The sequence below is a fragment of the Streptomyces sp. NPDC028711 genome (assembly GCF_055565415.1).
Window position 1 is genome coordinate 594,016 of sequence record NZ_JBVHUJ010000002.1, and the last position, 24,701, is coordinate 618,716.

Here is a 24,701-nt window from a genome sequence, read left to right on the forward strand (position 1 = left end):
GCGACGGGTTCCGCCGCCCGACTCCCGCGCACGGTACGCCGAGATGCAGCTGCCCCGGGGGCCCCGGAGAATGGACACGGTACGGGGTCCGTATCCACGATCAGGGCGCTCCCGACGGCGTCCGACCCGGCAAGGGGGCGGTCGACCATGTCGCTGCGCCAGCCGAACCGGCCGCCCGCCGCGACCGGATCACTGCGCCGATGGGTCCTGCTGTACCTCCTGACCGTGACTCTGCTCACGGCCGCCTACCTGAAGTTCCCCGCCCGGCACACGATCCTGTGGGCGCTCATCGGGCTCGGCGGTGTCGCCGCGATTCTCGTCGGCGTCCATCTGCACCGGCCGTCACGGCGCTGGCCCTGGATGGTGCTCGCCGCGGCCAACCTGACCTTCGTGGGCGGCGACACCGCCTACAACGCCCTTGAGGCCTTCTTCGGCCAGACCAGACCCTTCCCGTCCGTCGCGGACGCCCTGTACCTGGTCACCTACCCGCTGTTCGCCGTCGGCCTGTTCGGCTTCATCCGCTACCGGGCCACCGGGCGCGACCTCGGCGTCGTCCTCGACGCCCTGATCCTCACCTCGGGCCTCGCGCTGCTCTCCTGGGTCAACCTCATCACCCCGCTGGCCAGGAGCGAGGACATGAGCTGGACCGAGAAGGCCATCTCCATCGCGTACCCCCTCGGTGACGTGCTGATGCTGGCCATGCTCGCCCGGCTCCTCGTCCCCGGAGGCCTGCGGTCCCGGGCCGTGCAGCTCCTCACCCTCGGCACCTGCGGCATCCTCGCCTCCGACGTCATCTACGGCACCCTCCAGCTGAAGGGCACCTGGCAGGTGGGCACCCCCTGGGACCTGGGCTGGGTCGTCTTCTTCACGGCCTGGGGCCTCGCCGCCCTCCACCCCTCCATGACGGGCCTCACCGAACGCGCCCCCGAACCGCCGCCACGGGTCGCCGAGCGACGGCTCGCCCTGCTCGCCGGGGCCTCGCTCGTCGCCCCCGCCCTGCTCCTGCTCCAGTCGCTGCGCCAGGACAGGGACCAGGACATCGCCGTCATCGCGATCTTCTCGGCCCTCATGTTCCTGCTGGTCCTCGCCCGGCTCTGGGGCATGATGAACGACCACGGCAAGGCCGAGGCCCGCGAGCACAGCCTCAGGGCCGCCGCAGCCTCCCTCGTCGCCGCCCTGAGCCCCCGCGAAGTGGCCCGCGCCGTGGAGACGGCGTCCGCGACGCTGTTCGGGCCCGGCACCGGTCACCGGGCCCTGCTCCTCGTCCGGGACCGCAGGGGCGGCCTCAGCGCCGTCGCCACCGCGGGCCACCCCTGGAGCTGCCGTACCGAGGTGCTGACCCGGTCCACGGCCGACGCGTGGAGCCATCCGGCCGACGAGCCGCCCCCGTCCGCCGTGTCCCCCCGGGCCCGGCCGCCCACCGACGCGCCCCGGCCGCCTGCTTCCGGCCAGGCCCGGCCCCCGGACGCGCCCTGGCCCGAGTCGGTCGCCGACGGCACCCGGCTCCTCCCCGTGCACCGGCTCGACCCCGCCGTCGCCGTGGAGCTCGCACCCGAGCCGTTCGCCCTGCTCTGCCCCCTGGAACTCCAGGCCACGGCGGGCTCAGAACCGCTCCTCGGCGTCCTTCTCCTCGCGGGCCCCGAGAAGAAGCTCGCCGAGATCTCGGGACCCGCCCAGTCCCTCGCCTCCCAGGCGGCACTGGCCCTCGAGCGCTTCGCACTCAGCGAGGAGGTCAACCGCCGGACCAGCGAGGCCTACTTCCGCACCCTCGTCCACAACACGTCGGACGTCATCCTGATCGTCGACGACGACGACACCGTCCGCTACGCGAGCCCTTCCGCCGAGACGATGTTCGGCCGCTCCCTGCTCCCCGGCACCCCCCTCGCGGAGCTCGTCTCCCCGGCCGACGCGGGCGCCGCCCTGCGCGTCCTCGCCGACATGCGGTCCCATGCCGCCGTCGACACCAGGGACGACTGGAAACTGGTCCACGGCGGCTCCGCCGACCTGGAGGTCGAGGTCCGCTGCAGCAACCTCCGCGACGAACGCACCGTCCACGGCCTCGTCCTCACCCTCCGCGACGTGACCGAGCAGCGGAAGCTGGAACGGGAGCTGACCCACCGGGCGTTCCACGACTCCCTCACCGGGCTGCCCAACCGCGTACTCCTCCTCGAACGGGTCGAGCGCGCGCTGCTGCGCGGCCGCCGCGAATCCACCCTGACCTGCATGCTCTTCGTCGACCTCGACGACTTCAAGGTCGTCAACGACACCATGGGGCACTCCGTCGGCGACGAACTGCTCGTCGCCGTCGCCCGTCGCCTCACCTCCGTCCTGCGGCTCAGCGACACGGCGGCCCGGCTCGGCGGCGACGAGTTCGCCGTCCTCATCGAGGGCGCGCACGAACCCCGCGACGCCGAGACCCTGGCGGCGGAGATCGTGCACACCCTCAGCCAGCCCTTCCACCTCACCGACGGAGCGGTGTCCGTGTCGACCAGCGTCGGCATCGCGACCGTCCTCGACAGCGCCCACGCCGAGGAACTCCTCGGCCACGCCGACCTCGCCCTGTACGCGGCCAAGGCGGCCGGCAAGAAGAGATGGCGGCTCTTCCACCCCGAGTTCCACTCCCGTCTCGTCGCCCGCCACGAACTCCAGGCGGGGATGGACACCGCCATCGCCGACCACGCGTTCGCCCTGCGCTACCAGCCGATCGTCGAGGTGCGCGACGGCGCCCCGGCCGGCCTGGAGGCGCTCGTCCGCTGGCCGCACGCCCGCCGGGGCATGGTCCCGCCGGACCAGTTCATCGCCCTCGCCGAGGAGAGCGGCCACATCATGCCGCTGGGCTCCTGGGTCCTCGAACACGCCGCCGTCGACATCGCCCGCTGGCAGAGCGCCCGCCCCCGGCAGACCCCGCTGTACGCCAGCGTCAACGTGTCGGCCCGCCAGTTCCGCGACCCCGGGTTCCTCGACGGCGTACGGCGCACCCTCCGCTCGTCGGGGCTCGCGCCCGGATCCCTCGTCCTCGAGCTCACCGAGACCGTCCTCATGCGCAGGGACGCCCAGATCAGGACCACCATGGCCGCCCTCAAGGACCTGGGCGTCTCCATCGCCATCGACGACTTCGGCACCGGATTCTCCTCGCTCAGCTACCTCCGCGAGTTCCCCATCGACGTCCTCAAGGTCGACAAGTCCTTCATCGACGACATCACGACCGACCCGCAGCAGGTGGCGCTCATGGACGGCATCGTGCGCATCGCCGACGTCCTCGGCCTCCAGGTCGTCGCCGAGGGCATCGAGCACGAGGAACAGCGCGCGCTCCTCGCCGAGATGGGCTGCCGGTACGGGCAGGGCTACCTCTTCGCCCGCCCCATGACGGCCCATCAGGCCGAGTCGTATCTGCACCGCGCCCCGCCCGGTGGCGAGCGGCCCGCCGTCCGCCCGGCCGCTCCTTCCGCCGCCCGTCCCACGGCCCCGGTCGGGCGTCCCCCGCGCCCGTCCCGCTGGCACGACCTGGAACACCTCCAGCGGACGAGCCGCATGTGCGACGCCGTCATCGACGAGGTCGACGGCCGCCGCATCCGCGTCCGCGACGACTGGCTCATCGACTTCGCGAGCTGCAACTACCTGGGCCTCGACCTCGACCCGACCGTCATCGAGGCGATCGAACCGCAGGTCAGGCGGTGGGGCACCCATCCCAGCTGGTCCCGGCTCATCGGCAGCCCCCGGCTCTACCCCCGTATCGAGGAGCGGCTGACGGAACTCCTCGGCGCCCCCGACACCCTGCTGCTGCCCACCATCACCCTCATCCACCAGTCGGTGATCCCGCTCCTCGCCGGCACCGGCCAGGTCTTCGTCGAGGCACAGGCCCACCGCACCGTGTACGACGGCTGCGTCGCCGCCCGGGGGCAGGGCGCCGAGCTCCACCGTTTCCACGCCGGACGGCCCGACGAACTGGCGGCGCTGCTGCGCGGCGCCCCCGCCGACGCGACCCGGCTCGTCTGCATGGACGGCGTCAACAGCATGACCGGCAACTTCCCCGACCTGCCCGTACTGGCCCGGATCTGCCGGGAGAACGGCGCCCTCCTGTACGTCGACGACGCCCACGGCTTCGGTGTCATCGGCGAGCGCCGCCCCGGCGAGAGCAGCCCGTACGGCTCGCGCGGCAACAGCCTCGTCCGGCACGTGGGTGAGACCTACGAGGACCTGGTCCTGGTCGGAGGCTTCTCCAAGGCGTTCTCCTCGCTGCTCGCCTTCCTCGCCGTCCCGAAACGCCTCAAGGACCACCTCAAGGTGGCCGCCGCCCCCTATCTGTACTCCGGCCCCTCGCCGACGGCCTCGCTCGCCACCGCCCTCGCCGGCCTCGACGTCAACGACGAGCGCGGCGACGAGATCCGGGCCGCCCTGTACCGCAAGACGGCCCGCTTCCTCGGTCATGTGCGGGCCCTGGGCATCGACACGCCCAACACGGCCGGGCTGCCGATCGTCGAGATCCCGCTCGCCCGCGCCGAGGACCTCGACGCCGTCGCCGCCTTCCTCTGGGAACACGGCGTCTACGTGACGCTCGCCTCCTATCCGCTCGTTCCGCGCGACCGGGTCGGGTTCCGTGTCCAGATCACCGCCGCCAACACGGACGAGGAGATCGAGGAGCTGTGCGCGGCCCTCACGGAACTCGCCGGCCGCTTCCCCCTGCAGCCCGCCACCGCCGGCCGCCCGAGCACCATGACGGCCGCCAGGACACCGGAGAAGTGATGGACCGCCGGACCCGGGGGATCGCGGCGGGCCCTCCGGGAACGTTCGGGGCGCGCCGCAACCGGGACGCCGACTGGAACGCCTGGCCCGTCGCCGACTACCTCGCCGAGAACTACCGCCGGCTCCACCCCTGCGACATCGGCGTCATCCGCCACCACTCCGCCCTGTACCGGCGTTGCGCCCCCGGCAGCCTGGCCCGCACCCTCGAACTCGGCGCGGGCCCCAATCTCTACCCGCTGATGCTGGCGGGCGCCGCCAGCCGCCGGATCGACGCCCTCGAACCCAGCGCCGCCAGCGTCCGCTACCTCCGCCGTCAGCTCGACCGGGGCCCCGACGACAGCTGGGAGCCCTTCTACCGCCTGTGCCGCTCCCTCGACCCCGCCCTCCCGGAGAGCCCCGCGGAGGCGCTCCGGCCCGTACGGGTCGTGCCGGGCACGGCCGATGACCTGACCCCCGGCACCTACGACCTGGCCTCGATGAACTTCGTCGCCGAGAGCGTCACCGAGGACTTCGACGAGTTCACCGCCCTCTGCGCCGCCTTCGTCGGGGCGGTCCGCCCCGGCGGCCTGCTGCTCGCCGCCTTCATGGAACGCATGCCGAGCTACCGCGTCGGCGCCGGACCGGTCTGGCCCGCCTGCCCGGTCGACGCGACCGTCCTGCGGACCGTCTTCACACCCCGTACCACCGGCCTGCGCCTCACCAGGCTCGCGAAGGACCGCACCCTTCCCGAGTACGGGGACACCGGCATCCTGCTGCTCACGGCCCGCCGGCCGGCCACGGCCGGGCCGCCGCCTCAGGAGTGACGCCGGATCGTCTCCGCGTACTCCTCGAGCGAGGAGCCCGGCGTCCCGTCGTACAGCTGATGGTCGAAGGCCCACATCATGCCCTCAAGGCCACAGGACGCCATCTGCCGGTACGCGGTCTCCGTCACACCCGGGCGGTACGGGGACACCTGAGGACCGGCGCTCTCCCCGGTCAGCCGGTTGAAGCCGGCGCTCCTGGCGACCGCCACCACCCAGCGCGCCGAGGACCAGTCGCGCACCTCCGCGTCGTCCGGGTCGGTCGGGTCCGTGTTCGCGTCGGTCGGCGCGCAGCCGTTGTCGTCGGGGTCTCCGGTGCCGTCGACCAGGGCGGTCGTGACGATCCGTACCGTCTCCCGGTGCTCGACCCGGGGGAGCGTCACGAAGAACCCGGCGCCGCGCGCGACCAGCCGGATCGACGGCGAGTCGACCAGCCGGGCGTCGACGGCGGCCCGCAGGTCCGAGGGGTAGAAACCGGCCCCCGGCACCAGGACCTTGAGCGCTCCCGTGTACCCGAGCGAGGTGTAAAGGTCCAGCTGCCAGTTCACGGCCCCGGCCAGCGCCCCGGCGTACCAGTCGTACCAGTGCGCCACCTGGTCCCGGGTGAACGGCTTCCCCTGGTACGTGCGGTCCCCGGGCCGCCACCCCGGGTAGGGGCTGCTCCGCTGGGCGTGGCGGTCGTACGCCCAGAACTCGCCGGGACCGTCGCTCTCCGACAGGGGGGAGGGGTAGGCGAACTCGCCGTCGTCGTTGACGCCGACGCGCACCGCCCAGAAGTGCTCCAGACCGATGAGCCGGTCCACCGCGCGCGCGTACGCGGCGATGTGTTCCCGTACCGGCTCGCTGAACACCATGTTCGGCGTCTCGGTGGACCGTTCGCCGAACTGGTTCACATAGACGGACTCCGGGAAGGCGTCCGGCAGCCAGGACGGCGGATGGTTGAGGCCGAGCCCCGCCTCCACCCGCAGCCCCGCCTCGCGGAAGACGTCCATCCGGTCCCGTACCTCGCGCGCGTACTCCTCGTCGTACACGCCCTGTTCCGGTTCGAACCTCTCCCAGTCGATCTGGAGATGGGCCACCCGGAGGCCGTGCTCGTACTCGGTGCGCGCCCGGTCCGGGTCGGTCTGGAGCGTGCCGTACCAGTACGGCTCCGGTCGCGGATCCGGCGCCTCGTGCCGCAGCAGGCCGAAGGCCCCCACGAGCAGCAGGAGCACCGCGAGCAGCGCGGCCGCCGCCGGCGCGCCCCGGGATCCCCGCCACCGCGGCGCCCTCACGACAGGAGCTCCCGGTACAGGGCCGCGTACCGGGCCGCGAACGGCTCGGGACCGAAGTGGTCCTCGACAAGCGCCCGGCCCCGCTCGGCGAGCACGTCCCAGGAGCGCGGCTGGCCGAGGAGCCAGGCCAGCTGCTGCCCGGTGCGGCGCGCGTCACCGGCCGGGGCCCGCAGCACCGCGTGGCCGAAGTCGGCGAACTGGGGGAGGTCGCTGAGGATCGCAGGGCGTCCCGAGGCGAGCGCCTGGAGGACGGTGAGCGGCACGTCCGCCGTGCCGCCGAGCACGGGCGGCGGGAAGAGCAGCACCCGGACGGAGGCGAGCAGCGCGTGCATGTCGTCGATATAGCCGCGGACCTCGAAGTCCGTGAGCCCCGCAGCCCCGGCCCGCTCCCGCAGCGCCTCGTCCCGGGCGGCGTCGTCCTGCCCCGGCCGTCCGCGCATCGCGAGCACCAGCCGGAACCTGGCCCCCGTCCGTACCGCCTCCGCCGCCGCGTCGATCGCCAGCTCCGCCCCGCCGTCCACGTCGTGGTGCCCCGCGAACAGGACCACGGGGAACCCCTCCGGGCGGGGCAGGTACGGCCACGCGTCCAGGTCGATCATGGGCGGCACGATCCGTACGTCCCCGAAGTCCGCCGCACGCAGCCGGCGCGCCATCGACTCGGACAGGGCGACCGTCGTCCCAAGGGGCCGGAGGTGCGTCAGCGAGCGGGCGTCCATCACCCCGGGCACGGTGTGGACGACCGGCCGCCTCCCGAAGAGCAGCGGCCGCAGCCACGAGAAGGCGGGGAAGGTACGGCCGACGGTCAGGAAGGCGTGCACCAGGTCGACGCGGCGGGCGAACACGGCCCCGAGGAGCGCGGACTGCGCCCGCTCGGGAACGTGCGGCACACCGTCCCGGGAGAGGACGCGGACGGGTCGTCCGCGCGTGGGCGAGGCCTGCCGGCGGCCCGGCCACTGGGAGAACCAGACGAAGTCGACGTCGGGCAGCGCCCCGAGGACGTCGGCGGCGAGCCGCACGTCACAGCCGTCCGCCCCGTCCAGCGGGCTGCTGGTCAGGAGCAGGACGCGGGGCCGCCGCTCAGCGTGTCGCATCGCCGACCTCCGCGACGGGCGGCCGCGGCGCGACGCTCACAGGCCCCGGTACGACGCTCACCGGCCCCGATGCGACGTCCACAGCCTCCGGTGCGACACCCGCCGGCCCAGCGGCGGGAGTCCCGGGCGCCGGGGCCGCACCCGGCGCCGGGAGCAGCGGACCCGTCACCGCGGAGCCGGGCACGGCCAGGTCGGTGACGCTCGGGCCCGGCAGCGGTGACGGCAGCCGGTACAGGGCGAGCGTGCCGTACGTGGGTCCGTCGAACGCGAACACCGGCCGCAGCCCGTCCGTGAGACGCTCCACCTCGGCGCGCGTGTAGTGCCCGTATCCCTGCTCGACGACCCGCCACGGCACGATCACGTAACCGGCGTCGTTGGCGGCCCGCTGGTCGGGCGTCAGCCAGTGGCCGAGCCGGTAGGTGTCGTTCAGCGTCCACTCCGTCACGCCCCGGGTCCGCAGCCCGTCCACGGTGACGATCCCGCTGCCCGCCGGCACATGGGTCAGCAGATACGCGCGGAGGCGCTGGAAGCCGTCGTCGGGCGTCCACCGGTCCTGGGCGTACACGGCGGCGGGGGCGGCGAGGAGCGCCACGAGCGCGCCGCACGCCACCAGGCGCAGCCCCCGCCGGCGCCGGGACGGCATCGGCACGGTGACGGCGAGCGCCACCAGGTTCGGCACGAACAACAGGTAGAGCGCCTGTTCCTCCAGGGTGCCCACGGCGACGGCGTACGCCAGGGTGACGATCGCCGAGGCGTGGAAGAGCGCGAGCAGCCGGTACACCGGCTCCTTGCGGCGAAGCAGCAGGAACAGCGCCACGGGCGTCAGCGCGAGCAGCAGGTACGTGACCGTGTAGCCGGGGAGTTCGTCGACCATCCGGCCCGCCAGCGGGGGAGCGCCCTCCGCGTTGAAGCCGGTCTCCTGCACGATCCCGAGGAGCCGCCGGGCACCGGCGGTCTTGGCGTCCCAGAAGGCGTCGAAGTGCCCGAAGCCGGCCACCAGGCCCACGTACACGGCGTACGCGAGGACCGTCGTCGCGGTGGTCAGGGCGACCAGGCGCCGGGGCGGGCCCCAGCCGAGGGCCAGGGCGGCGAGCAGCGGCAGCACGGTGATCAGCGCCGCGTGGTCCTTCGTCAGGACCGCGAGCCCGAAGAAGAGCCCGGCGAGCAGCGCCCGCGCCCGGGGCCGGGCGGGTGGATCGGACCGGGCGAGACCCACGAGGACCAGGTACCCGGCGAGCACCCACACCATCGTTCCCGTCTCCAGGAGCACCCGGTCGTTCTGCCGGATGCAGAACTGGTCGAGGGCGAACACCAGACCGGCGACCACGCCCGCCCCGAGCGAGCGCACCCGGGCGACGAGGAAGACGAGGAGGGCCGCGGTGGCCCCGGCCAGGAGCGCGTTGAGCACCCGCGAGGAGTGCACGCCCGCGATGATGTCGGCGTGGTCCCCGACCACCTTCGTCCAGCCCGCCTCCACGTAGAAGAAGCCGGGCGGGTGGAGGAAGAACAGGCCCTCGTCGGTGGCGGGGAAGCCGCCCGCGGCGGCACTCTCCCCGAGCCGCCGGTAGATCGGCTCGTCGATGAACAGGTCACCGGCCCGCCCGATCTGCACGAGCCGCAGGACCACGGTGAGCAGCGCCGCCCCCGCCGCGTACACGACGACGGGCACGCGGCCGAGCCGGCCGCGCGGACGCGGAGGCGCGGCGGGGAGGGGCGCCGTCGCTTCGGTACGGGAGGACGCGGAAGCGGTACGGGGGACGGTCACGGCGCACCTCCGGCGGTACGGATCCGCGGTTCGGGGCCGCGCGAGGCAGCCGGGTCCCCGGCCTCGGGCCAGGTGTCGCCGGCCGCTTCGGGCAGCAGATAGACCTCGGGCACGCGCGGCACGCGGCCCTCGGGGAACAGGGCGCCGGCCTGCGTCCGGTACTCCCGGATCAGCTCCGCCTTCCGGTCGAGCCCCCGCTCCCAGGAACGGGCCACCAGCCGCTGCGGGCCGGTGAACCGCGGGTCGGCGACGGCGTGCTGGTTGTACGGGAAGTCGCTGTAGTACACGACCCGGCGGCCGCTCCGCGCGGCGGCGGTGCGAACCAGGACGTGGTCGGCGTGCCCGCCGACGCCGAGGGGGGCGAGGACCAGACCGCCGGCGGGACCGGGCAGCAGGGCGTCGACGGTCTCCCCGACGTCGCGCAGCGTCCCGGAGTCGTACGGGGAGACGTGTCCCCGGGACAGGTGCAGCCGGTACGTCGGGTACACATGGGCCACCTCGGGCAGGAACCGGGCGAGCCGTTCCGTGCCCGGACGTGGCCGTCGGAGCCGCCGGAACAGGCCGTCGACCAGACCCGCGTGCCAGCTCCGGACGCCGAGCCGCTCCAGTGCCCGCCGGTCCTCGGCCCGCCGCTCGGCGTACAGCTCCTCCGCGTCGTCGGCGCCGATCTGCTTCAGGTACTGGCGCGCGGAGAGGGTGTACGGCGGCGGCGCGGCCTCCGTGAACAGGGTGGCGACCGTCACCGGCGCCCGGCGCCCCGCCCAGCCGAGCAGTCCGCCGCAGGACAGGACGGCGTCGTCCAGGTGCGGGGAGAGGACCAGGATCGGGACACCCGATCCGACGACGGTCCTGACGAAACGGGTCAGCGGGTCGTCTGCCATGACGCACCCCTCTTCCTCGGCCGCCGTGCGGAGGCGGGAGTGTCCAGTAGCCGGTGGGCCAGGGCCAGATAGCGGCCCGTCATCTCGTCCCACGTGTAGTGCTGGGCGGCGAGCCCGGCGCGCCGCCCCAGACGGCGGCGGAGCGCCGCGTCCGTGGCCAGCTCGCCCATCCGCTCGCCGAACGCCGCCACGTCGAAGGGCGGTACGGCCACGTCGCCGCCGTCGCGCATCCAGCGCAGCGCGGGCAGGTCGAAGTGGAGCACCGGCTTGCCGTACGACATGCCTTCGAGGGCCACGAGACCGAAGGTCTCGTGGCGGGACGGCATCACCAGGAAGGCGCTGTCGCGCAGCAGCCGCCGCTTGCGCTCCTCCTCGGCGTACCCCACCCAGTGGATCCGGTTCTCCGGTCCGCGGCCGTGGGCGGCGACGAGCGCGGCGAACCGGCGTTCCTCGGCCGGTGTGCCGCTGCCCGCGAGCAGCAGGTCAAGGGGAGGCGCGGCCCGCCGGTACGCGTCGAGCAGCAGGTCCAGGCCCTTCACCCAGGTGTCGATCCGCCCCAGGTAGAGGATGAACTGTCCGGTCCCGAGCCCGGTCTCGTCGAGCGGGCGCGGCTCGACGCCGTTGGCGATCACCTGCACGTCCGCACGGGGGCTGAGCCGCCGGACCACCGCGCCGTCCGCCGTGTTCATCACCACGATGTGCCGGTAGCAGCGCAGCCCGAGGCGCTCCACCACGAAGAAGGGGATGTGGTAGCGCCGCCACAGGGCCTCGGCGCTGCGGCCCTGGTCGATGCCGACGACGGGGGCGCCCGTCGACAGGGGGAGGAAACTCGTCGAGAACGGCGGAGTGAAGCTCTCCAGCCACAGGTCGTGCCGGATGCGCCGGGCCACGAACGGCAGCAGCGTCAGGAACAGCAGCTGTCCGGCGCGCGGGCCCGCCCCGCACACGGGAAGCCGGACGTACCGGATGCCGTTCCGTTCCTCGGTGCCGGCCCTTCGGCCCGCCGTCACCACGGTCACCCGGAAGTCCTCGGCGAGCCGGCGGGCCACCTTGCCGACGACCAGGGCACCGCCGCCCCGGTAGGCGGGGTTCGACGCGTCGTCGTAGACGGACATCACCACATGCCGCCGTCGCCCGTCCGGGACGGGCGGCTCGTCCCGTACCGTGCGCTCCCCTTCCCGTTCCCGCACGGCGTCGAGGATCCGGTCGAGGGCCTCGGCCGCCACCAGCGGCGCAGGCTCCTCGCCGTCGAGCCGTACGATCCCCGGCAGCCGTCGCGACCAGCTCCGGTAGCGGGCCCACCACACGGTCGGCGGACCGGTGACCTCGTCCCAGCCGCGACCCCGGAGGGCATCGGCCCCGGTCTCCACCAGCAGCGTCAGACCGTAGCGGCCGGCGATCCGGCGGAAGGCGGACGCCGCACCCGAGCCGGCCGGCAGGTCGAACTTCACCAGGCCGTCGAGCGGACCGCGGTCCGTCAGGACCACCGCCTCCCCGCCACGCGCCCGCAGCCTCGCGCGCAGCCCTGCGACCCTGGTCCGGGCCGCGAGCTCACCCGCGTCCAGGAGCGCGTGGGCACGCCGCAGCCGGGATCCCCGGCGCTCGGGATCCGTGGCGCGCCGTGCCCACTCGCCCCCGCCCGGTTCCGCCGTCTCCCTCGCCCGTGGCGGAACCGGGAACCGTCGGCAGAGGTAGCAGCCGTAGCAGTGCAGGGTGACGACGGTGAGACCTCGCTCGCCGAGCAGCCCCGCGAGCCGGCCGACGAGCGAGGACTTCCCGGCACCGTCGGGCCCGGACACGGCGACGAGGAGAGGACCTCGTGGGCTCGTCATGGCACCCGCCTCCGCAGTCTCTTGGTCACCACGAGCGGAATCCGGAGGGACGCCTCACGCGTCGCGGTGCGCACCCGGCCCTCACCGAGGAGGTGGCCGGAGTGCTCGGCCCCCACCCGGAGCGAGGTGCGCACCGGGAGCGGCAACGGCAGGGGGACCGGCTCGCCCCGGTCGAGCCGGGTCATCGCCTCGACGGCGGTGGCGAGCGCCTGGTGGCCGCCCCCGCACCAGCCCTCGCGGGCGGCCTCGGCACGGGCCTCCGCCAGGACGCCGGGGTGCAGGAGGGGCCGCAGCGCGAGGAGTTCGGAGAGGTCCAGGCTCAGGTTCTGGAAGAGGGCGTGCGCCAGCCAGATCCGCAGCCGGTCGGCGGGGCACGGTGTCAGCCAGGCGTGACCGTCCTTCTCGCCGGCGGTACGGCCCTCCGCGTTCGCGGGCCGTTCGGCGCGGGCGAAGAGCCGCTCGGTCGGAACGACCGGCACGCCGAACCAGGAGACCGAACCGTGCAGATGCGCCGCAGGGCCGGCCGGCGGTTCGAGGAGCACCTTCGTCGACCGCTCAAGCCAGTACGTCGTGCGGTGCGCGTACCAGCCGTCCAGCGCGGCCTGCGCCGCCCGCAGCCGCCCCGGGGGCACCACCAGGTCGAAGTTCCCGTACACGTAGTCCCCGGCGAGGTCGGCCTTGATCAGGACCGTCGGGATGCCCGCCGACCGCAGAAGGCCGGTGGACTCGACGAGGTTCCGCCGGAAGAGACCGGTCGCGCGCTCCACCTCGGCGAGGGTCGCCGCGAGCTGCCGGGGGTACGCGCGGGCCAGCCGGCCCTCGACCTGGTTGCGCCGGGCCACGGCCAGTGCCGCGAGGAGTTCCTCGTCGCCGGCGGGACGGGCCCTGCCCCGCCAGACGGCGTCGACGAGCAGGCCGAGGGACCGCTGGTCGGGGCCCGGGGGCCGGGCCGCCGACCGCTCCGCCGGCCGAGCACCCCGCCGCTCGGCCGTCCACTCCCGCCGCAGCTCCCGCACGGATTCCGTCTCCGCGCCCCCGGGGCCCTCACCGACGCCCGGCTCGGTGCCATGCCCGGACTCCGCGCCTTCGCCGGGACCGGTCACGAAGGCACGGCGCCGTCCGAAGAAGCGCCACAGGGTGGCCGCCGTCACCGCGAGCGCGGCGGCGAACCAGACGACGGTGTACGGGCGGAGCAGCGCGAGGACTCCGGCGAGCGTGAGCACCGGCAGCACCACCCGGGCGAACGGCCGCTCCGAGGAGCCGAATCCATGGCGGCGGGCGTGCCGCGCGGCCAGCAGGGCGAGAGCGACGACGGTGCCGCACAGCCCGCCGATCGCCATGCCGAGCACCCCACCGGAGATCCAGCCGGAGACCAGGGCGGCCACGTACAGGGCGAGGCCCACGAGCAGCGTCCGCAGGCACGCGTAGTCGTCGACGGCCTGCGCGAACGTCACGAGCAGGGCGAGCGCTCCGAGCGCGAGGCCGGCCGTCGCCGTGCAGGCCATCAGCGTGGAGACCGTCGCGTACCCCGGCGGGAAGACCTTCGCGAGCAGCGCGCCCGGCACCGTCGCGGCCACCGCCGTCAGCGGCAGCGCCGCCGTCAGGTACATCCGCAGCGCGCCCGCCGTCAGCGGATCACCGGCCCGCCGCCGCGACAGGGCGGGCAGGAAGGCGATGGCGACGGCCCCGGCGAGGAAGAGCGGGACCCTGCCGAGCATGACCGCGGCCTGGTAGCTGGCCGCCGCCGCCCGGTCGGTGGGCATCGTCGCGACGAGGACGATGTCCACGGTCGCGAGCAGCGCCACCACGCCCTGGAGGGAGGCGACGCCGCCTGCCCGCCGCCACAGGTCACGGTCGGTGCTCACCGCGCGCCAGAGACGGCGCCGCCCGTCGTGGAAGCGCCGCGGCAGGAAGAACACGTACGGCAGGACGGCGATCGCGAAGGCGGCGAGGGCGCCCGTCTCGCCGAGGCCGAGCGCCGAGACGAAGAAGAGGCCCACGCAGAACTTGAGGGAGGCTTCCACAGTGGTGAGCGCCGCCAGGGTGCGCAGCCGCTCGGTCCCCTGGAGCCAGCCGGCGCTGACCCGCGTGAGGTAGATGGCGAGTGTGGAGCCGGCGATGACGAGCGCCGTCGGCGTGCTCGCGAACTCCCTGGCCACACAGCCCACGGCGGCCGCCGCGACCGTGCCGCCGACGACGGCGGTGACCACGGCGAAGCGGACCGCGTCGCCGCGCTCCGCGTCCGACCTGGCCCGTGCGAGGGCCTGGGCCAGCATCCACGGCACGGTGACCACGGCCACCGCCGCGGTGCAGACGACGAGCCCCTGACCCGCGGCGAAGGTGGCGTACCCGGAGACGTCGAGGAGCCGGGTGAGGATCAGGGTGTACGCGTAGTTCAGGGCGCCGACGGTGACCACCGCGGTGGCGATCCAGCGCGCGCCGTGGACGGCCGTCTCCTCGTCCTGGTGGACGGGGGGCCGTTCCGCGACCCGCTCAGGGGCGCTCACGGTCGGCGTCCGGGGGCCGGGCCCGGCGCGGGACCCGCGTACGGTTCCGTCGCGCCGAGCAGGATGTCGTGGCTGTTCGCCAGGGAGATGTCCGCCTCGGCGACGTCGAGACGGCGCAGCGCGCTGAGCGCCCGTACCTCGTCGCAGCCGTGGAGCAGCAGCCGGAAGGCGTCGCCGTCGCGGTGCCAGACGTCGGTCTGCCGCAGCGAACTCCGCACCGCGCGCTCGGTGGTGTCGGGGTCCGGGGAGAGGAAGCGGGTCACGACGGACAGGTCGCAGGAGGAGCGGCGGGAGCGCCGGTGACGGTGGATCCGCTGGAGGTCCTCGACGACGACCTGGGCGAGCCGCTCGGCGCTGGCGTCCCAGGAGAAGGCGGCCGCCCACGTGCGGCAGCGGGCCGCGGCGAGTGACCGCGCCTCCGGCGTGGACAGCGTGTCCAGGGCCGAGGCGATCCCGGCCGCGAGGTCCGCGCCGGGGTCGAGCAGCCACCCGTTGACGCCGGGCCGGATGGCGTCCCGCAGCCCCGGCACGTCGAAGGCGAGGGCGGGGGTGCCGACGGCGTTCGCCTCGATGACGGCGAGTCCCCAGCCCTCGGCGACCGACGGCACGACCGTCAGCCACGCCCGGTGGAACAGCTCCTCCTTGCGGGCGTCGGACACGTGCCCGTGGAACACGACGGCGGACCCGACACCGAGTCCGGCGGCGAGCTTCCGCAGCGGCTCGCCCTCCGGCCCGTCACCGCACACGTCGACGCGGAGATCGGGCAGCTGCCGCAGCAGCGCGGGTACGGCCCGCAGGACCAGGTCGACGCGCTTCTGCGGCACGAGCCGGCTGACGACGGTGAGCGCGGGCGTCGCGGACCTGTGGCCCGCGGGTGCGGTGATCGCGTCCCCCGGGCGCCCGTTGGGGACGATGTGGAGGGGATTGCCGAAGCCGAGTTCGCGCCGGGCGCCCTCGCGGGTGGAGGGCGAGACGACCACCACCGGCCGTCCCCGGTACACCCGCCGGCTGACCTGCTTCTCCAGGAGCCGCCCCACGGCGTTCATCGGCCAGTGGAACCTGGTGTCGAACTGGCGCTGGTGGACGTGGTGGATGACGCAGATGTCGGCGGTCCACCGGGGGGTGAACAGGGGCGAGAAGAACGGGATCCCGTTCTGGAAGTCGATCACGGCGTCGTACGCGTGACGGTTCCGCAGCAGATGCGCCGCGGCGGCCCCGTACACGCCGAACGTGCCGCCGCCGCGCACGATCCGGATCCCGTCGCGGTACTCCCGGGCGCGCGCCCCGGGGTACCGCGAGGAGACGAGGGTGACATGCGCCCCGGCCGCCGCGAACCTCCGGGCGATCTCCCAGCAGTACGCCTCCGCCCCGCCCGCGTCGGGGTGTGCGGGGTCGCGCCAGTTGAGGAAGGCGAGGTCGGTACGGGCGAGCCGGTCGAGAGCGGTCGAGGGAATCACGGGTCCGGCGAGAGGTGTGGTCATCGGGATCACCGGGCCAGCGAGATGCGCAGGAGATCGGCCATCGAGCGCAGTCCGTCGCGCCGCACCGAGAACGTCGAACCCGGTACGTCGTGCCAGACCACCGGCACCTCCACGACGTCCCGTCCGGCGCGGACGACCCGGGCGAGCAGCTCCACGTCGAAGGCGAAGCCGTCGACGTGGCAGTCGCGCACCACCGCGCGGGCGAGCCTGCCGGAGAAGAACTTGAAACCGCACTGGGTGTCCGTGACGCCGGGCAGCGACAGACGCGCGAGCGTGCGGAACAGCAGACCGCCGCCGCGCCGCAGCGCCGACTGCTCGACCTCGAGACGGGCGCCCGGCGCGTGGCGCGAGGCGATGACGGCGCCGTGGCCGGCCCGCAGGAGTTCCATCACCCGGTCCAGGGTCTCGACCGGGGTGGCGTTGTCGGCGTCGGCGAAGCCGATGAACCGGGCCGACGAGGTCGCGATGCCGCGCCGGACCGCCGCGCCCTTGCCCTGGTCGCCGCACCCGATGGCGTGGACGGGGACGGGGGAGCCGGTGAAGCGCTCCAGGGCGTCGAGGGTGCCGTCGGCGCTGTTGTTGTCGACCACGACGACCGCCGACGACCAGGGCCTGCCGGTCAGGTAGTCGACGGTCGCGGCCACCGTCGACGGCAGCCGGCGCTGCTCGTTGAAGGCCGGGATCAGCAGTTCGAGTTCCACCGGCGGGCGGACGAGCCGGCGGGGGAGCGGTGCGTGCGCGCGTGCGGCGGCCATCACGCCTCGCCTCCTCGGGGGAGGGCGCGGGGCGCGGGGCGCACGGTCGCGCGGGGGTTCGGTACGGGGGTGGTGAGGGCGGGACGCGGGCGCGCGGCGCCGTCACGGGGTGGGGCCGGTGCGGCCGCTGCGGCTGGTCGGGACGGCCAGGAAGGGTCGGGTGGCCCGGACGGCCCGGCTGGTCCGGGCGGCTCGGCTGTCCCAGCCGGCCCGGTTGATCCGGCTGGCTCGGACGGCTCGGCTGGTCCGCCGGAGCCGGAGCCGGAGCCGGAGCCGGAGCCGGAGCCGCGGCCGCGCCCTGCCGTGCGGGTGTGGGTCGTACGGGCACGACGCCTGCGCGCGGCACCGCGCGGCCTGCACGCCCGGCTCCGCGGCGGAGGGGCGGCGGCGGTGACCCGGTCGGAGGCCCGGCGTGCCGGGTGGGCGGCGGGGTGGTGGGCGGAGCGGCAGAGCGAGCGGCGCCGGGCGTCGGCGAGGGGCCAGTCGGTCACCCGCCGCAGAGGATGCGGTCCGGGTGCCGCCGACGCTCGGCCGAGGGGAGTGGAGGTCACGACGAGCCTCTTCCGGCGACCGACCCCGCCGAGGGTGCGCGCCCGCGGTCCAGGGTCTGCCTGATCGGTCTTTCCGTCCTGAAATAACGCTGTTTCCACGGTTAGCACCCCTTGGGGTGATTCGTCAACCAGAGGAGGAGCGGAGCGGGCGGTGGGCGAGCCGCCGGAGGGCGTTGTGCGGCCGCTCGTCGAGGAGCGTGCCGAGGATCCGGGCGCCGTCACGGACGGTGCGGGGGTGTGACGGGCCCTCACGGCGCGGCAGTTCACGGCTGGGCACCTCGGCGACCCGCAATCCGTAGTGCAGGGCGTGCGTGACCAGTTCCGCGCCGAGTTCGACACCGTCCTCGCGCAGATCGAGGAGGTCCACGAAAGAGCGCCGGAAAGCGCAGAATCCGTACCAGAGGTCGGTCAGGTGCTGACCGTACAGCCGGCGGGCGACCCGCAGCAGCGCGCGGTGTCCGAGACGCCGCGAGAGCGGATAGTCGGCGGAATCCCCGCCCGCGATGAACCGCGATCCCTTGACGAAGTCGTAACCGCTTTCCAGATAGTGCAGAAAATGCGGGATCTCGTGCGGCGACATGCTGCCGTCGGCGTTCATCAGGACGATCAGGTCCCCGGTCGCGGCGAGGAGTCCGGCGTGCGGAATGTCGCCCCCCGCGGAGTCCCAGGGTCCCAGTCCGCGCACGGTGAGCCCGGCGTGGGACCGGTCGCCCCCGGTCGGCCCGCCCACCAGGACCACGTCCCGCACGCTCGGCGGCACCTGGCCCAGGAGCAGGTCGAGCGCCGGGTCGCCGTCGCCGGGGCGGACCGTGAGGACGAGACTGACCGCTCCCGCGCCGGAACCGGGCGCGCGATCCGTCGAACGGCGCAGGGGATGCGCATCGCTGCTCATGGATACGGCCCTCCGCGCGGCGGTCCCGTGCTCTTCGAAGTACCACGTCCTCAGGAATCCCGTGCTTTTCGGAGCACCACCTTCTCGGGAATCCCGTGCCTTTCAGAATCCTGCGCCGCGGTGGCCCCGTCAAGGACGGTGAAACGCTATGCGGACGCGCGGAAGGTGATGCCCGGTCGCGTCGCCCGCGATTCCCAGGAGGCATACAATCCCGTCATGGCAGGGCGAATTGAGGACTACGCCCTCGTCGGTGACCTGGAGACCGCCGCGCTCGTCGGGACCGACGGGTCCGTCGACTGGTGGTGCGCCCCACGGTTCGACTCGCCCGCCTGCCTGGCGGCCCTCCTCGGCGATCCGGGGCACGGCCGCTGGCTCCTCGCCCCCGTCGGCGAAAGCCGCTGCACGCGCAGGAGTTACCGGGGCGACACGCTCGTCCTCGACACCGTCTGGGAGTCCCTCGGCGGAACGGTCAGGATCACCGACTTCATGCCCCCGCGCTCGCCCAGCGAGGACTCCCCGAGGATCGTCCGTGTGGTCGAGGGAATCGCCGGACGCGTCGCCGTGCACGGGGAGTTGAGCGTCCGCTTCCACCACGGCAGCATCGTCCCCTGGACCCGCTCCCTCGACCGCCGCACCGTCGCCTCCGTCGCAGGACCCGACGCCGCCTACCTCTCCTGCGGACCCGGCGCCGAACCCGTCGTCACCCCGGACCGCACCACCTTCGAGTTCACCGTCACGGCAGGCCGCCGGGTGGCGTTCGTGCTCGGCTGGCGCCCCTCGCACGCGCCGCCGCCCCCCGCCGCCTCGGCCGCCGGCCTCGACGCCGCCCTCGCCCGTACCCTCGCCTTCTGGAACGACTGGGCCGCCGCACTCCGCTACGAGGGGCCCGCGCGGGCGGCCGTCATCCGCTCCCTCCTCACCCTCAAGGCCCTCACCTACGCCCCCACCGGCGGCGTCGTCGCCTCGGCCACCGCGTCCCTGCCGGAGTCCATCGGCGGGCAGCGCAACTGGGACTACCGCTTCTGCTGGCTGCGCGACTCCACCTTCACGCTCTCCTGTCTCCTGCGCGGCGGCTGCCGAAGGGAGGCGCTCGCCTGGAACGACTGGCTGGTCCGGGCCGTCGCGGGCGACCCCGCCGACCTCCAGCCGCTGTACGGGGTCGAGGGGCAGCGATGGCTTCCCGAGACGGACGCCGACTGGCTGCCCGGGTACGAGAACTCACGTCCCGTCAGATTCGGCAACGCGGCCGTCGGCCAGTTCCAGCTCGACATCTACGGCGAGGTGCTCAACACCGTCTACTCGGCCGTCCGGGCCGGGGTCGCCCTCGACGCCACCGCCTGGGCCCTGGTGGCCTCGCTCCTGGAGTACCTCGGCAAACGCTGGCAGGAACCCGACGAGGGCATCTGGGAAGTCCGGGGACCGCGCCGCCACTTCGTCCACTCCAAGGTGATGGCCTGGGTCGCGGCCGACCGTGCCGTGCGCCTCGCCCGCGTCGCCGGGCTCCGCGGCTCCCTCCGCCGCTGGCAGGCCCTGCGGAACGAACTGCGGGCCGAGGTCTGCGCCCGTGGCTGGAGCGAGGAACAGGGCACCTTCACCCAGTACTACGGCGCCCACCAGGTCGACGCCACCGCCCTGTTGATCCCCCGGCTCGGCTTCCTGCCCGCCGACGACACCCGGGTCCTCGGCACCGTACGGGCCATGGAGCGGCTCGACGACCACGGCTTCCTGCGCCGGTACGGCGACGCGGGGGAGGGCGGGCGGCACGAGCTCGACGACCTGGGCGGCACCGAAGGGACCTTCGTCGCCTGCACCTTCTGGTACGCCGACGCGCTCGCCATGACCGGCCGCCCCGCCGAGGCCAGAACCGTCTTCGAGCGGGTCCTCGACGTCCGCAACGACGTCGGTCTCCTCGCCGAGGAGTGGGACCCGCTGGCCGGCCGCCAGCTCGGCAACATGCCCCAGGCGCTCAGCCACGTCGCCCTGGTGAACACGGCGTTCACGCTGTACGGCTCGCGCCGCCGTGACCGTACGCCGTACGGTCCCCTCGCCGCGGCATGATCGCGCCGACCCCCGGCGGGGCGCCGGAGGCCGTGACCGGGTGACTCCGCCGGGGTCGACATCCGCCGGGCAGCCGGAGGCCGTGGCCCTGCGACCCCGCCAGGACGGAGCCCGCACTCGCTCACCGCCCCACCCGTTCACCGCCGTGCCCGTCCGGCGTGTCGTTCGGGTGCCTCCAGCGGGCGGGGCCGCCGCCCGTGGGTTCGAATCAGGGCATGGCTTCCTACGACAGGTTCCGTGCGGGCGGCTCCCCGAGGCCGCTGAAGACCGGTCACACCTGGTGGTACGCCGCCGTGGCGGGCGAGGCGCCCGGCTCGTTCCGCGCACGGGTCCGCACCCGGACCCGGCACGCCTGCCTCGGGGCCGTCCTCGTCCTCACGGTCGTCTACGCGGGCCTGGTGCTCACCGCGACCGGCCGTCGCTGGGGCGACGCCGCCGTCACCGGCCGGCGCGCCGACACGACCGCCGCCACCCTGCTCCGCGAGCACCCCTCGCTCGCCGGGCTCACCACCCTCTCCCTGGTCATCGGCGGTGTCCTGCTCCTCGCCACCGGGATCGTGCGCAAGCGGTACGCCCTCACCGGGATAGCCGCCGGCGCCGTCGTCACCGCACTCGCCCTCACCGGACTCCTCCAGCGGTACGCACCCCGCCCCCGCCTCCTCGACACCGGCGGGGCCCTCGTCCCGAGCGGCTTCCCCAGCGCCCAGACCACGCTCGCCCTGGGCATCGCCCTCGGCCTCGCCTTCGTCGTCCCGTACCGGCTGCGCGGCCTCGCCGTCGGCGCCGGCACACTCTGGGCCGTCGCCGTCTCCGCGTACACCCTCGCGGCCGGCCGCCACCGCCCCGGCGACGTCATCGCCGCCGCCCTGGTGGTCCTCGCCGTCCACGCCGGCTGCGTCGCCTTCCTCGCCCGCAAGGGCAGGGTGCGCCCCGGCGCCCGGCGCGGCCCCGGCGCCCTCGCCGCGACCCTGACTCTCGCCCTCATCGCCGCCGGCGGCCTCGGCGTCGGCATCTGGCTCCTCGGGGCCACCCTGGACCTGCCCCCCACCGCGCCCTACGACCCCGCCGAGCTCCGGCTCGCCCACCGCTGCGGCCAGGCCCTCGCCGCCGGCGTCGTCGCCACCGCGGGCCTCGTCCTGCTCGCGCTGCTCCGCCGCGTCGACGTCGACGGCCCCCCCGTCCCGTACGGGCTCGGCGGACCCTTCGTCGAGGCCGCGGGAGTGCCTCCGGACGCCGAGCTCGTGGGCCCCTTTACCGAGGACCTCGATCACGAGATATCTTGATGTCGAGCAATCTCGCATACGCAGACGTGGAGCGGAGCACCCTGGTGACTGACTCGACCATCATCTACACCCACACTGACGAGGCGCCTGCCCTGGCGACGTACTCGTTCCTGCCCGTGATCCAGGCGTATGCCTCGCAGGCCGGCGTCACGGTCGAGACGCGGGACATCTCCCTCGCGGGCCGCATCATCGCCGTCTTCCCCGAGTTCCTGGAGGAGGGCCGGCGCATCCCCGACGCCCTCTCCGAGCTCGGTGACCTGGCCAAGACCCCCGGCGCCAACATCATCAAGCTGCCGAACGTCTCGGCGTCCATCCCGCAGCTCAAGGCCGCGATCGCCGAGCTCCAGGCGCAGGGCTACGCCCTCCCGGACTACCCGGACGACCCGCGGACCGACCAGGACAAGGACGTCCGCGCCCGTTACGACAAGATCAAGGGCTCGGCCGTCAACCCGGTCCTGCGCGAGGGCAACTCCGACCGCCGCGCGCCCGCCTCGGTGAAGAACTACGCCAAGGCCCACCCGCACCGCATGGGCGCCTGGACCCCCGAGTCCAGGACGAACGTCGCCACGATGAGCGAGAACGACTTCGCCTCCACGGAGAAGTCCACCGTCATCACCGCGGACGACACCCTCCGCTTCGAGTTCACCGCCGCCGACGGCACCACCAGCGAGCTCCGCGAGCCGCTGAAGGTCATCGCCGGCGAGGTCGTCGACGCCGCCGTCATGCGCGCCGCCGCCCTGCGCACCTTCCTCAGCGAGCAGGTCGCCCGCGCCAAGGCCGAGAACGTGCTCTTCTCCGTGCACCTCAAGGCCACGATGATGAAGGTCTCCGACCCGATCGTCTTCGGCCACGTCGTCCGCGCGTTCTTCCCGGCGACCTTCGCCAAGTACGGCGAGGTCCTCGCGGCCGCCGGCCTCTCCCCGAACGACGGCCTCGGCGGCGTCCTCAAGGGCCTGGACTCCGTCCCGCACCTGGGCGAGGAGATCAAGGCCTCCTTCGAGGCCGAGCTCGCCGCGGGCCCCGCCCTGGCGATGGTCGACTCCGACAAGGGCATCACCAACCTGCACGTGCCGTCCGACGTCATCGTCGACGCCTCGATGCCGGCCATGATCCGCACCTCCGGCCACATGTGGGGCCCGGACGGCCAGGAGGCCGACACCCTCGCGGTCCTCCCGGACCACAGCTACTCCGGCGTGTACCAGGTCGTCATCGACGACTGCCGCGCCCACGGCGCCTTCGACCCGTCGACCATGGGCTCCGTCCCGAACGTCGGCCTCATGGCGCAGAAGGCCGAGGAGTACGGCTCCCACGACAAGACCTTCGAGATCGCCCAGGCCGGCACCGTCCGCCTCGTCGACTCCGCGGGCAACGTCGTCCTGGAGCAGGAGGTCGCCGAGGGCGACATCTTCCGCGCCTGCCAGACCAAGGACCTGCCCATCCAGGACTGGGTCAAGCTCGCCGTCACCCGCGCCCGCGCCACCGGCGCCCCGGCCGTCTTCTGGCTGGACGAGAACCGCGCCCACGACGCGCAGCTCATCGCCAAGGTGAAGACGTACCTCGCCGAGCACGACACCGAGGGCCTGGACATCCAGATCCTGTCCCCGGTCGAGGCCACCAAGTTCTCCCTGGAGCGCATCCGCCGCGGCGAGGACACCATCTCGGTCACCGGCAACGTCCTCCGCGACTACCTGACCGACCTCTTCCCCATCCTGGAGCTGGGCACCAGCGCCAAGATGCTGTCGGTCGTCCCGCTCATGGCGGGCGGCGGCCTCTTCGAGACCGGCGCCGGCGGCTCCGCCCCGAAGCACGTCCAGCAGCTCGTCAAGGAGAACTACCTCCGCTGGGACAGCCTCGGCGAGTTCTTCGCCCTGGCCGCCAGCTTCGAGCACCTCGCGACCACCACGGGCAACGCCCGCGCCCAGGTCCTCGCCGACACCCTCGACCGCGCCACCGGCACCTTCCTCAACGAGGACAAGTCGCCGACCCGTCGCCTCGGTGGTATCGACAACCGCGGCAGCCACTTCTACCTCGCCCTCTACTGGGCCCAGGAGCTGGCCGCCCAGACCGACGACGCGGAGCTCGCCAAGGCCTTCGCCCCGCTCGCGGAGACCCTCGCCTCCAACGAGCGGAAGATCGTCGACGAGCTCGTCGCCGTCCAGGGCTCCCCGGCCGACATCGGCGGCTACTACCAGCCCGACCCGGCGAAGGCCGCCGCCGTGATGCGCCCGTCCGCCACGTTCAACGAGGCCGTCGCGTCCCTCGCCTGACCGGCGCGAGACACACGAGACCGTGGTGACCCCCGCCTGAACGGCGCGAGACGCTCGCGTCCCCCGCTCGAACGGCGCGAGACCACCCGTACCGCCCCGGCCGGAACTCCTCCGGCCGGGGCGGTCCCGTCGGTGGCGCATCCGCCGTCCGGGTGTGAACCTGGATGGATGAGCTGGGCATCTTGGACGACCGCCGGTGTCTACACCGGGCGAGGTGGGGTGCTGACCGACGAGGCCGGCGCCCTCACGGGCGATGTGACCGTGCACACGACCTGGGCCGAGGACGAGGCACGCGTGGCCGTGCAGTACAGCGGCGCGTCCGACTGGTTCACCATGTCGGGCAGTCCCGTTCCGTGCGCGAGCGAGGAGGAGAGCCGAGATCTCCACGACGCCGTCGTGGAGGCCGTCCGGCAGGGCAACGGGGCCACGGTCCCGTCCGTGCCCGTCCCACCGGTGTGAAAGTGTTATCCCTCCCCCGCCCACGGGTCTCCGAACGACGGGGACCCGGACCAGGGACGAGG

The 24,701-nt window shown here is 73.9% G+C and carries 15 protein-coding genes; 6 read left to right on the forward strand and 9 right to left on the reverse strand.

Going from position 1 to position 24,701, the window contains the following annotated elements:
- Positions 1-147 precede the first annotated feature (147 nt).
- Positions 148-4,743 (forward strand): aminotransferase class I/II-fold pyridoxal phosphate-dependent enzyme, encoded by a 4,596-nt coding sequence (locus ACZ4VK_RS08535; RefSeq protein WP_468349873.1) that lies wholly within the window; start codon positions 148-150, stop codon positions 4,741-4,743.
- The gene (locus ACZ4VK_RS08540; protein ID WP_468349874.1) at positions 4,743-5,546 is read left to right on the forward strand and encodes a class I SAM-dependent methyltransferase; all 804 of its coding nucleotides are present in this window, start codon (positions 4,743-4,745) and stop codon (positions 5,544-5,546) included. Before ACZ4VK_RS08535 ends, ACZ4VK_RS08540 begins: the two co-directional genes overlap by 1 nt.
- On the opposite strand, the gene ACZ4VK_RS08545 is transcribed toward ACZ4VK_RS08540, so the two are convergent.
- The 9 genes from ACZ4VK_RS08545 to ACZ4VK_RS08585 all read right to left on the reverse strand — a co-directional run bounded on the left by ACZ4VK_RS08545 (position 5,537) and on the right by ACZ4VK_RS08585 (position 18,572).
- Positions 5,537-6,817 (reverse strand): beta-galactosidase, encoded by a 1,281-nt coding sequence (locus ACZ4VK_RS08545; RefSeq protein ID WP_468349876.1) that lies wholly within the window; start codon positions 6,815-6,817, stop codon positions 5,537-5,539. The genes ACZ4VK_RS08540 and ACZ4VK_RS08545 overlap by 10 nt on opposite strands.
- Positions 6,814-7,908 carry a glycosyltransferase family 4 protein gene (locus ACZ4VK_RS08550; RefSeq protein WP_468349877.1) on the reverse strand — a complete coding sequence of 365 codons (1,095 nt, stop codon included), beginning with the start codon at positions 7,906-7,908 and terminating at the stop codon, positions 6,814-6,816. The genes ACZ4VK_RS08545 and ACZ4VK_RS08550 overlap by 4 nt, the downstream gene beginning before the upstream one ends.
- Complete coding sequence (locus ACZ4VK_RS08555; RefSeq protein ID WP_468349879.1) at positions 7,895-9,673, reverse strand: ArnT family glycosyltransferase; 1,779 nt, start codon at positions 9,671-9,673, stop codon at positions 7,895-7,897. Before ACZ4VK_RS08555 ends, ACZ4VK_RS08550 begins: the two co-directional genes overlap by 14 nt.
- Positions 9,670-10,554 carry a PIG-L deacetylase family protein gene (locus tag ACZ4VK_RS08560; protein ID WP_468349881.1) on the reverse strand — a complete coding sequence of 295 codons (885 nt, stop codon included), beginning with the start codon at positions 10,552-10,554 and terminating at the stop codon, positions 9,670-9,672. Before ACZ4VK_RS08560 ends, ACZ4VK_RS08555 begins: the two co-directional genes overlap by 4 nt.
- Positions 10,536-12,386, reverse strand: coding sequence for a glycosyltransferase (locus ACZ4VK_RS08565; RefSeq protein WP_468349883.1), 1,851 nt, complete (start codon positions 12,384-12,386; stop codon positions 10,536-10,538). Before ACZ4VK_RS08565 ends, ACZ4VK_RS08560 begins: the two co-directional genes overlap by 19 nt.
- On the reverse strand, positions 12,383-14,893 hold the full coding sequence (locus ACZ4VK_RS08570) for a lipopolysaccharide biosynthesis protein (protein ID WP_468349885.1): 2,511 nt from the start codon (positions 14,891-14,893) through the stop codon (positions 12,383-12,385). Before ACZ4VK_RS08570 ends, ACZ4VK_RS08565 begins: the two co-directional genes overlap by 4 nt.
- On the reverse strand, positions 14,890-16,374 hold the full coding sequence (locus ACZ4VK_RS08575; protein ID WP_468349886.1) for a glycosyltransferase family 4 protein: 1,485 nt from the start codon (positions 16,372-16,374) through the stop codon (positions 14,890-14,892). Before ACZ4VK_RS08575 ends, ACZ4VK_RS08570 begins: the two co-directional genes overlap by 4 nt.
- A gap of 5 nt (positions 16,375-16,379) precedes the next feature.
- The gene (locus ACZ4VK_RS08580; protein WP_468349888.1) at positions 16,380-17,129 is read right to left on the reverse strand and encodes a glycosyltransferase; all 750 of its coding nucleotides are present in this window, start codon (positions 17,127-17,129) and stop codon (positions 16,380-16,382) included.
- 675 nt (positions 17,130-17,804) lie between these two features.
- Positions 17,805-18,572: a glycosyltransferase family 2 protein gene (locus ACZ4VK_RS08585; RefSeq protein ID WP_468349890.1), complete on the reverse strand. Its 768-nt coding sequence runs from the start codon at positions 18,570-18,572 to the stop codon at positions 17,805-17,807.
- A gap of 216 nt (positions 18,573-18,788) precedes the next feature.
- On the opposite strand from ACZ4VK_RS08585, the gene ACZ4VK_RS08590 reads away from it, so the two are divergent.
- The 4 genes from ACZ4VK_RS08590 to ACZ4VK_RS08605 all read left to right on the forward strand — a co-directional run bounded on the left by ACZ4VK_RS08590 (position 18,789) and on the right by ACZ4VK_RS08605 (position 24,639).
- Complete coding sequence (locus tag ACZ4VK_RS08590; protein WP_468349891.1) at positions 18,789-20,630, forward strand: glycoside hydrolase family 15 protein; 1,842 nt, start codon at positions 18,789-18,791, stop codon at positions 20,628-20,630.
- Positions 20,631-20,845: 215 nt separating this feature from the next.
- Positions 20,846-21,913, forward strand: coding sequence for a phosphatase PAP2 family protein (locus ACZ4VK_RS08595; protein WP_468349892.1), 1,068 nt, complete (start codon positions 20,846-20,848; stop codon positions 21,911-21,913).
- Positions 21,914-21,957: 44 nt separating this feature from the next.
- Positions 21,958-24,180, forward strand: a complete 2,223-nt coding sequence (locus ACZ4VK_RS08600; protein WP_468349894.1) for an NADP-dependent isocitrate dehydrogenase — start codon at positions 21,958-21,960, stop codon at positions 24,178-24,180.
- A gap of 168 nt (positions 24,181-24,348) precedes the next feature.
- A complete protein-coding gene (locus ACZ4VK_RS08605) occupies positions 24,349-24,639 on the forward strand; it encodes a hypothetical protein (RefSeq protein ID WP_468349896.1) in 291 nt (96 codons plus the stop codon).
- The last annotated feature ends 62 nt before the right edge of the window (positions 24,640-24,701 follow it).

What these genes read in the sequence shown, in the direction of transcription:
- ACZ4VK_RS08550 (WP_468349877.1), bottom strand. Translation starts at nt 7,908, where the DNA reads ATGCGACACGCTGAGCGGCGGCCCCGCGTCCTGCTCCTGACCAGCAGC.
- ACZ4VK_RS08595 (WP_468349892.1), top strand. Translation starts at nt 20,846, where the DNA reads ATGGCTTCCTACGACAGGTTCCGTGCGGGCGGCTCCCCGAGGCCGCTG.
- ACZ4VK_RS08575 (WP_468349886.1), bottom strand. Translation starts at nt 16,374, where the DNA reads ATGACCACACCTCTCGCCGGACCCGTGATTCCCTCGACCGCTCTCGAC.
- ACZ4VK_RS08540 (WP_468349874.1), top strand. Translation starts at nt 4,743, where the DNA reads ATGGACCGCCGGACCCGGGGGATCGCGGCGGGCCCTCCGGGAACGTTC.
- ACZ4VK_RS08565 (WP_468349883.1), bottom strand. Translation starts at nt 12,386, where the DNA reads ATGACGAGCCCACGAGGTCCTCTCCTCGTCGCCGTGTCCGGGCCCGAC.
- ACZ4VK_RS08580 (WP_468349888.1), bottom strand. Translation starts at nt 17,129, where the DNA reads ATGGCCGCCGCACGCGCGCACGCACCGCTCCCCCGCCGGCTCGTCCGC.
- ACZ4VK_RS08560 (WP_468349881.1), bottom strand. Translation starts at nt 10,554, where the DNA reads ATGGCAGACGACCCGCTGACCCGTTTCGTCAGGACCGTCGTCGGATCG.
- ACZ4VK_RS08585 (WP_468349890.1), bottom strand. Translation starts at nt 18,572, where the DNA reads ATGAGCAGCGATGCGCATCCCCTGCGCCGTTCGACGGATCGCGCGCCC.
- ACZ4VK_RS08590 (WP_468349891.1), top strand. Translation starts at nt 18,789, where the DNA reads ATGGCAGGGCGAATTGAGGACTACGCCCTCGTCGGTGACCTGGAGACC.
- ACZ4VK_RS08535 (WP_468349873.1), top strand. Translation starts at nt 148, where the DNA reads ATGTCGCTGCGCCAGCCGAACCGGCCGCCCGCCGCGACCGGATCACTG.
- ACZ4VK_RS08605 (WP_468349896.1), top strand. Translation starts at nt 24,349, where the DNA reads ATGAGCTGGGCATCTTGGACGACCGCCGGTGTCTACACCGGGCGAGGT.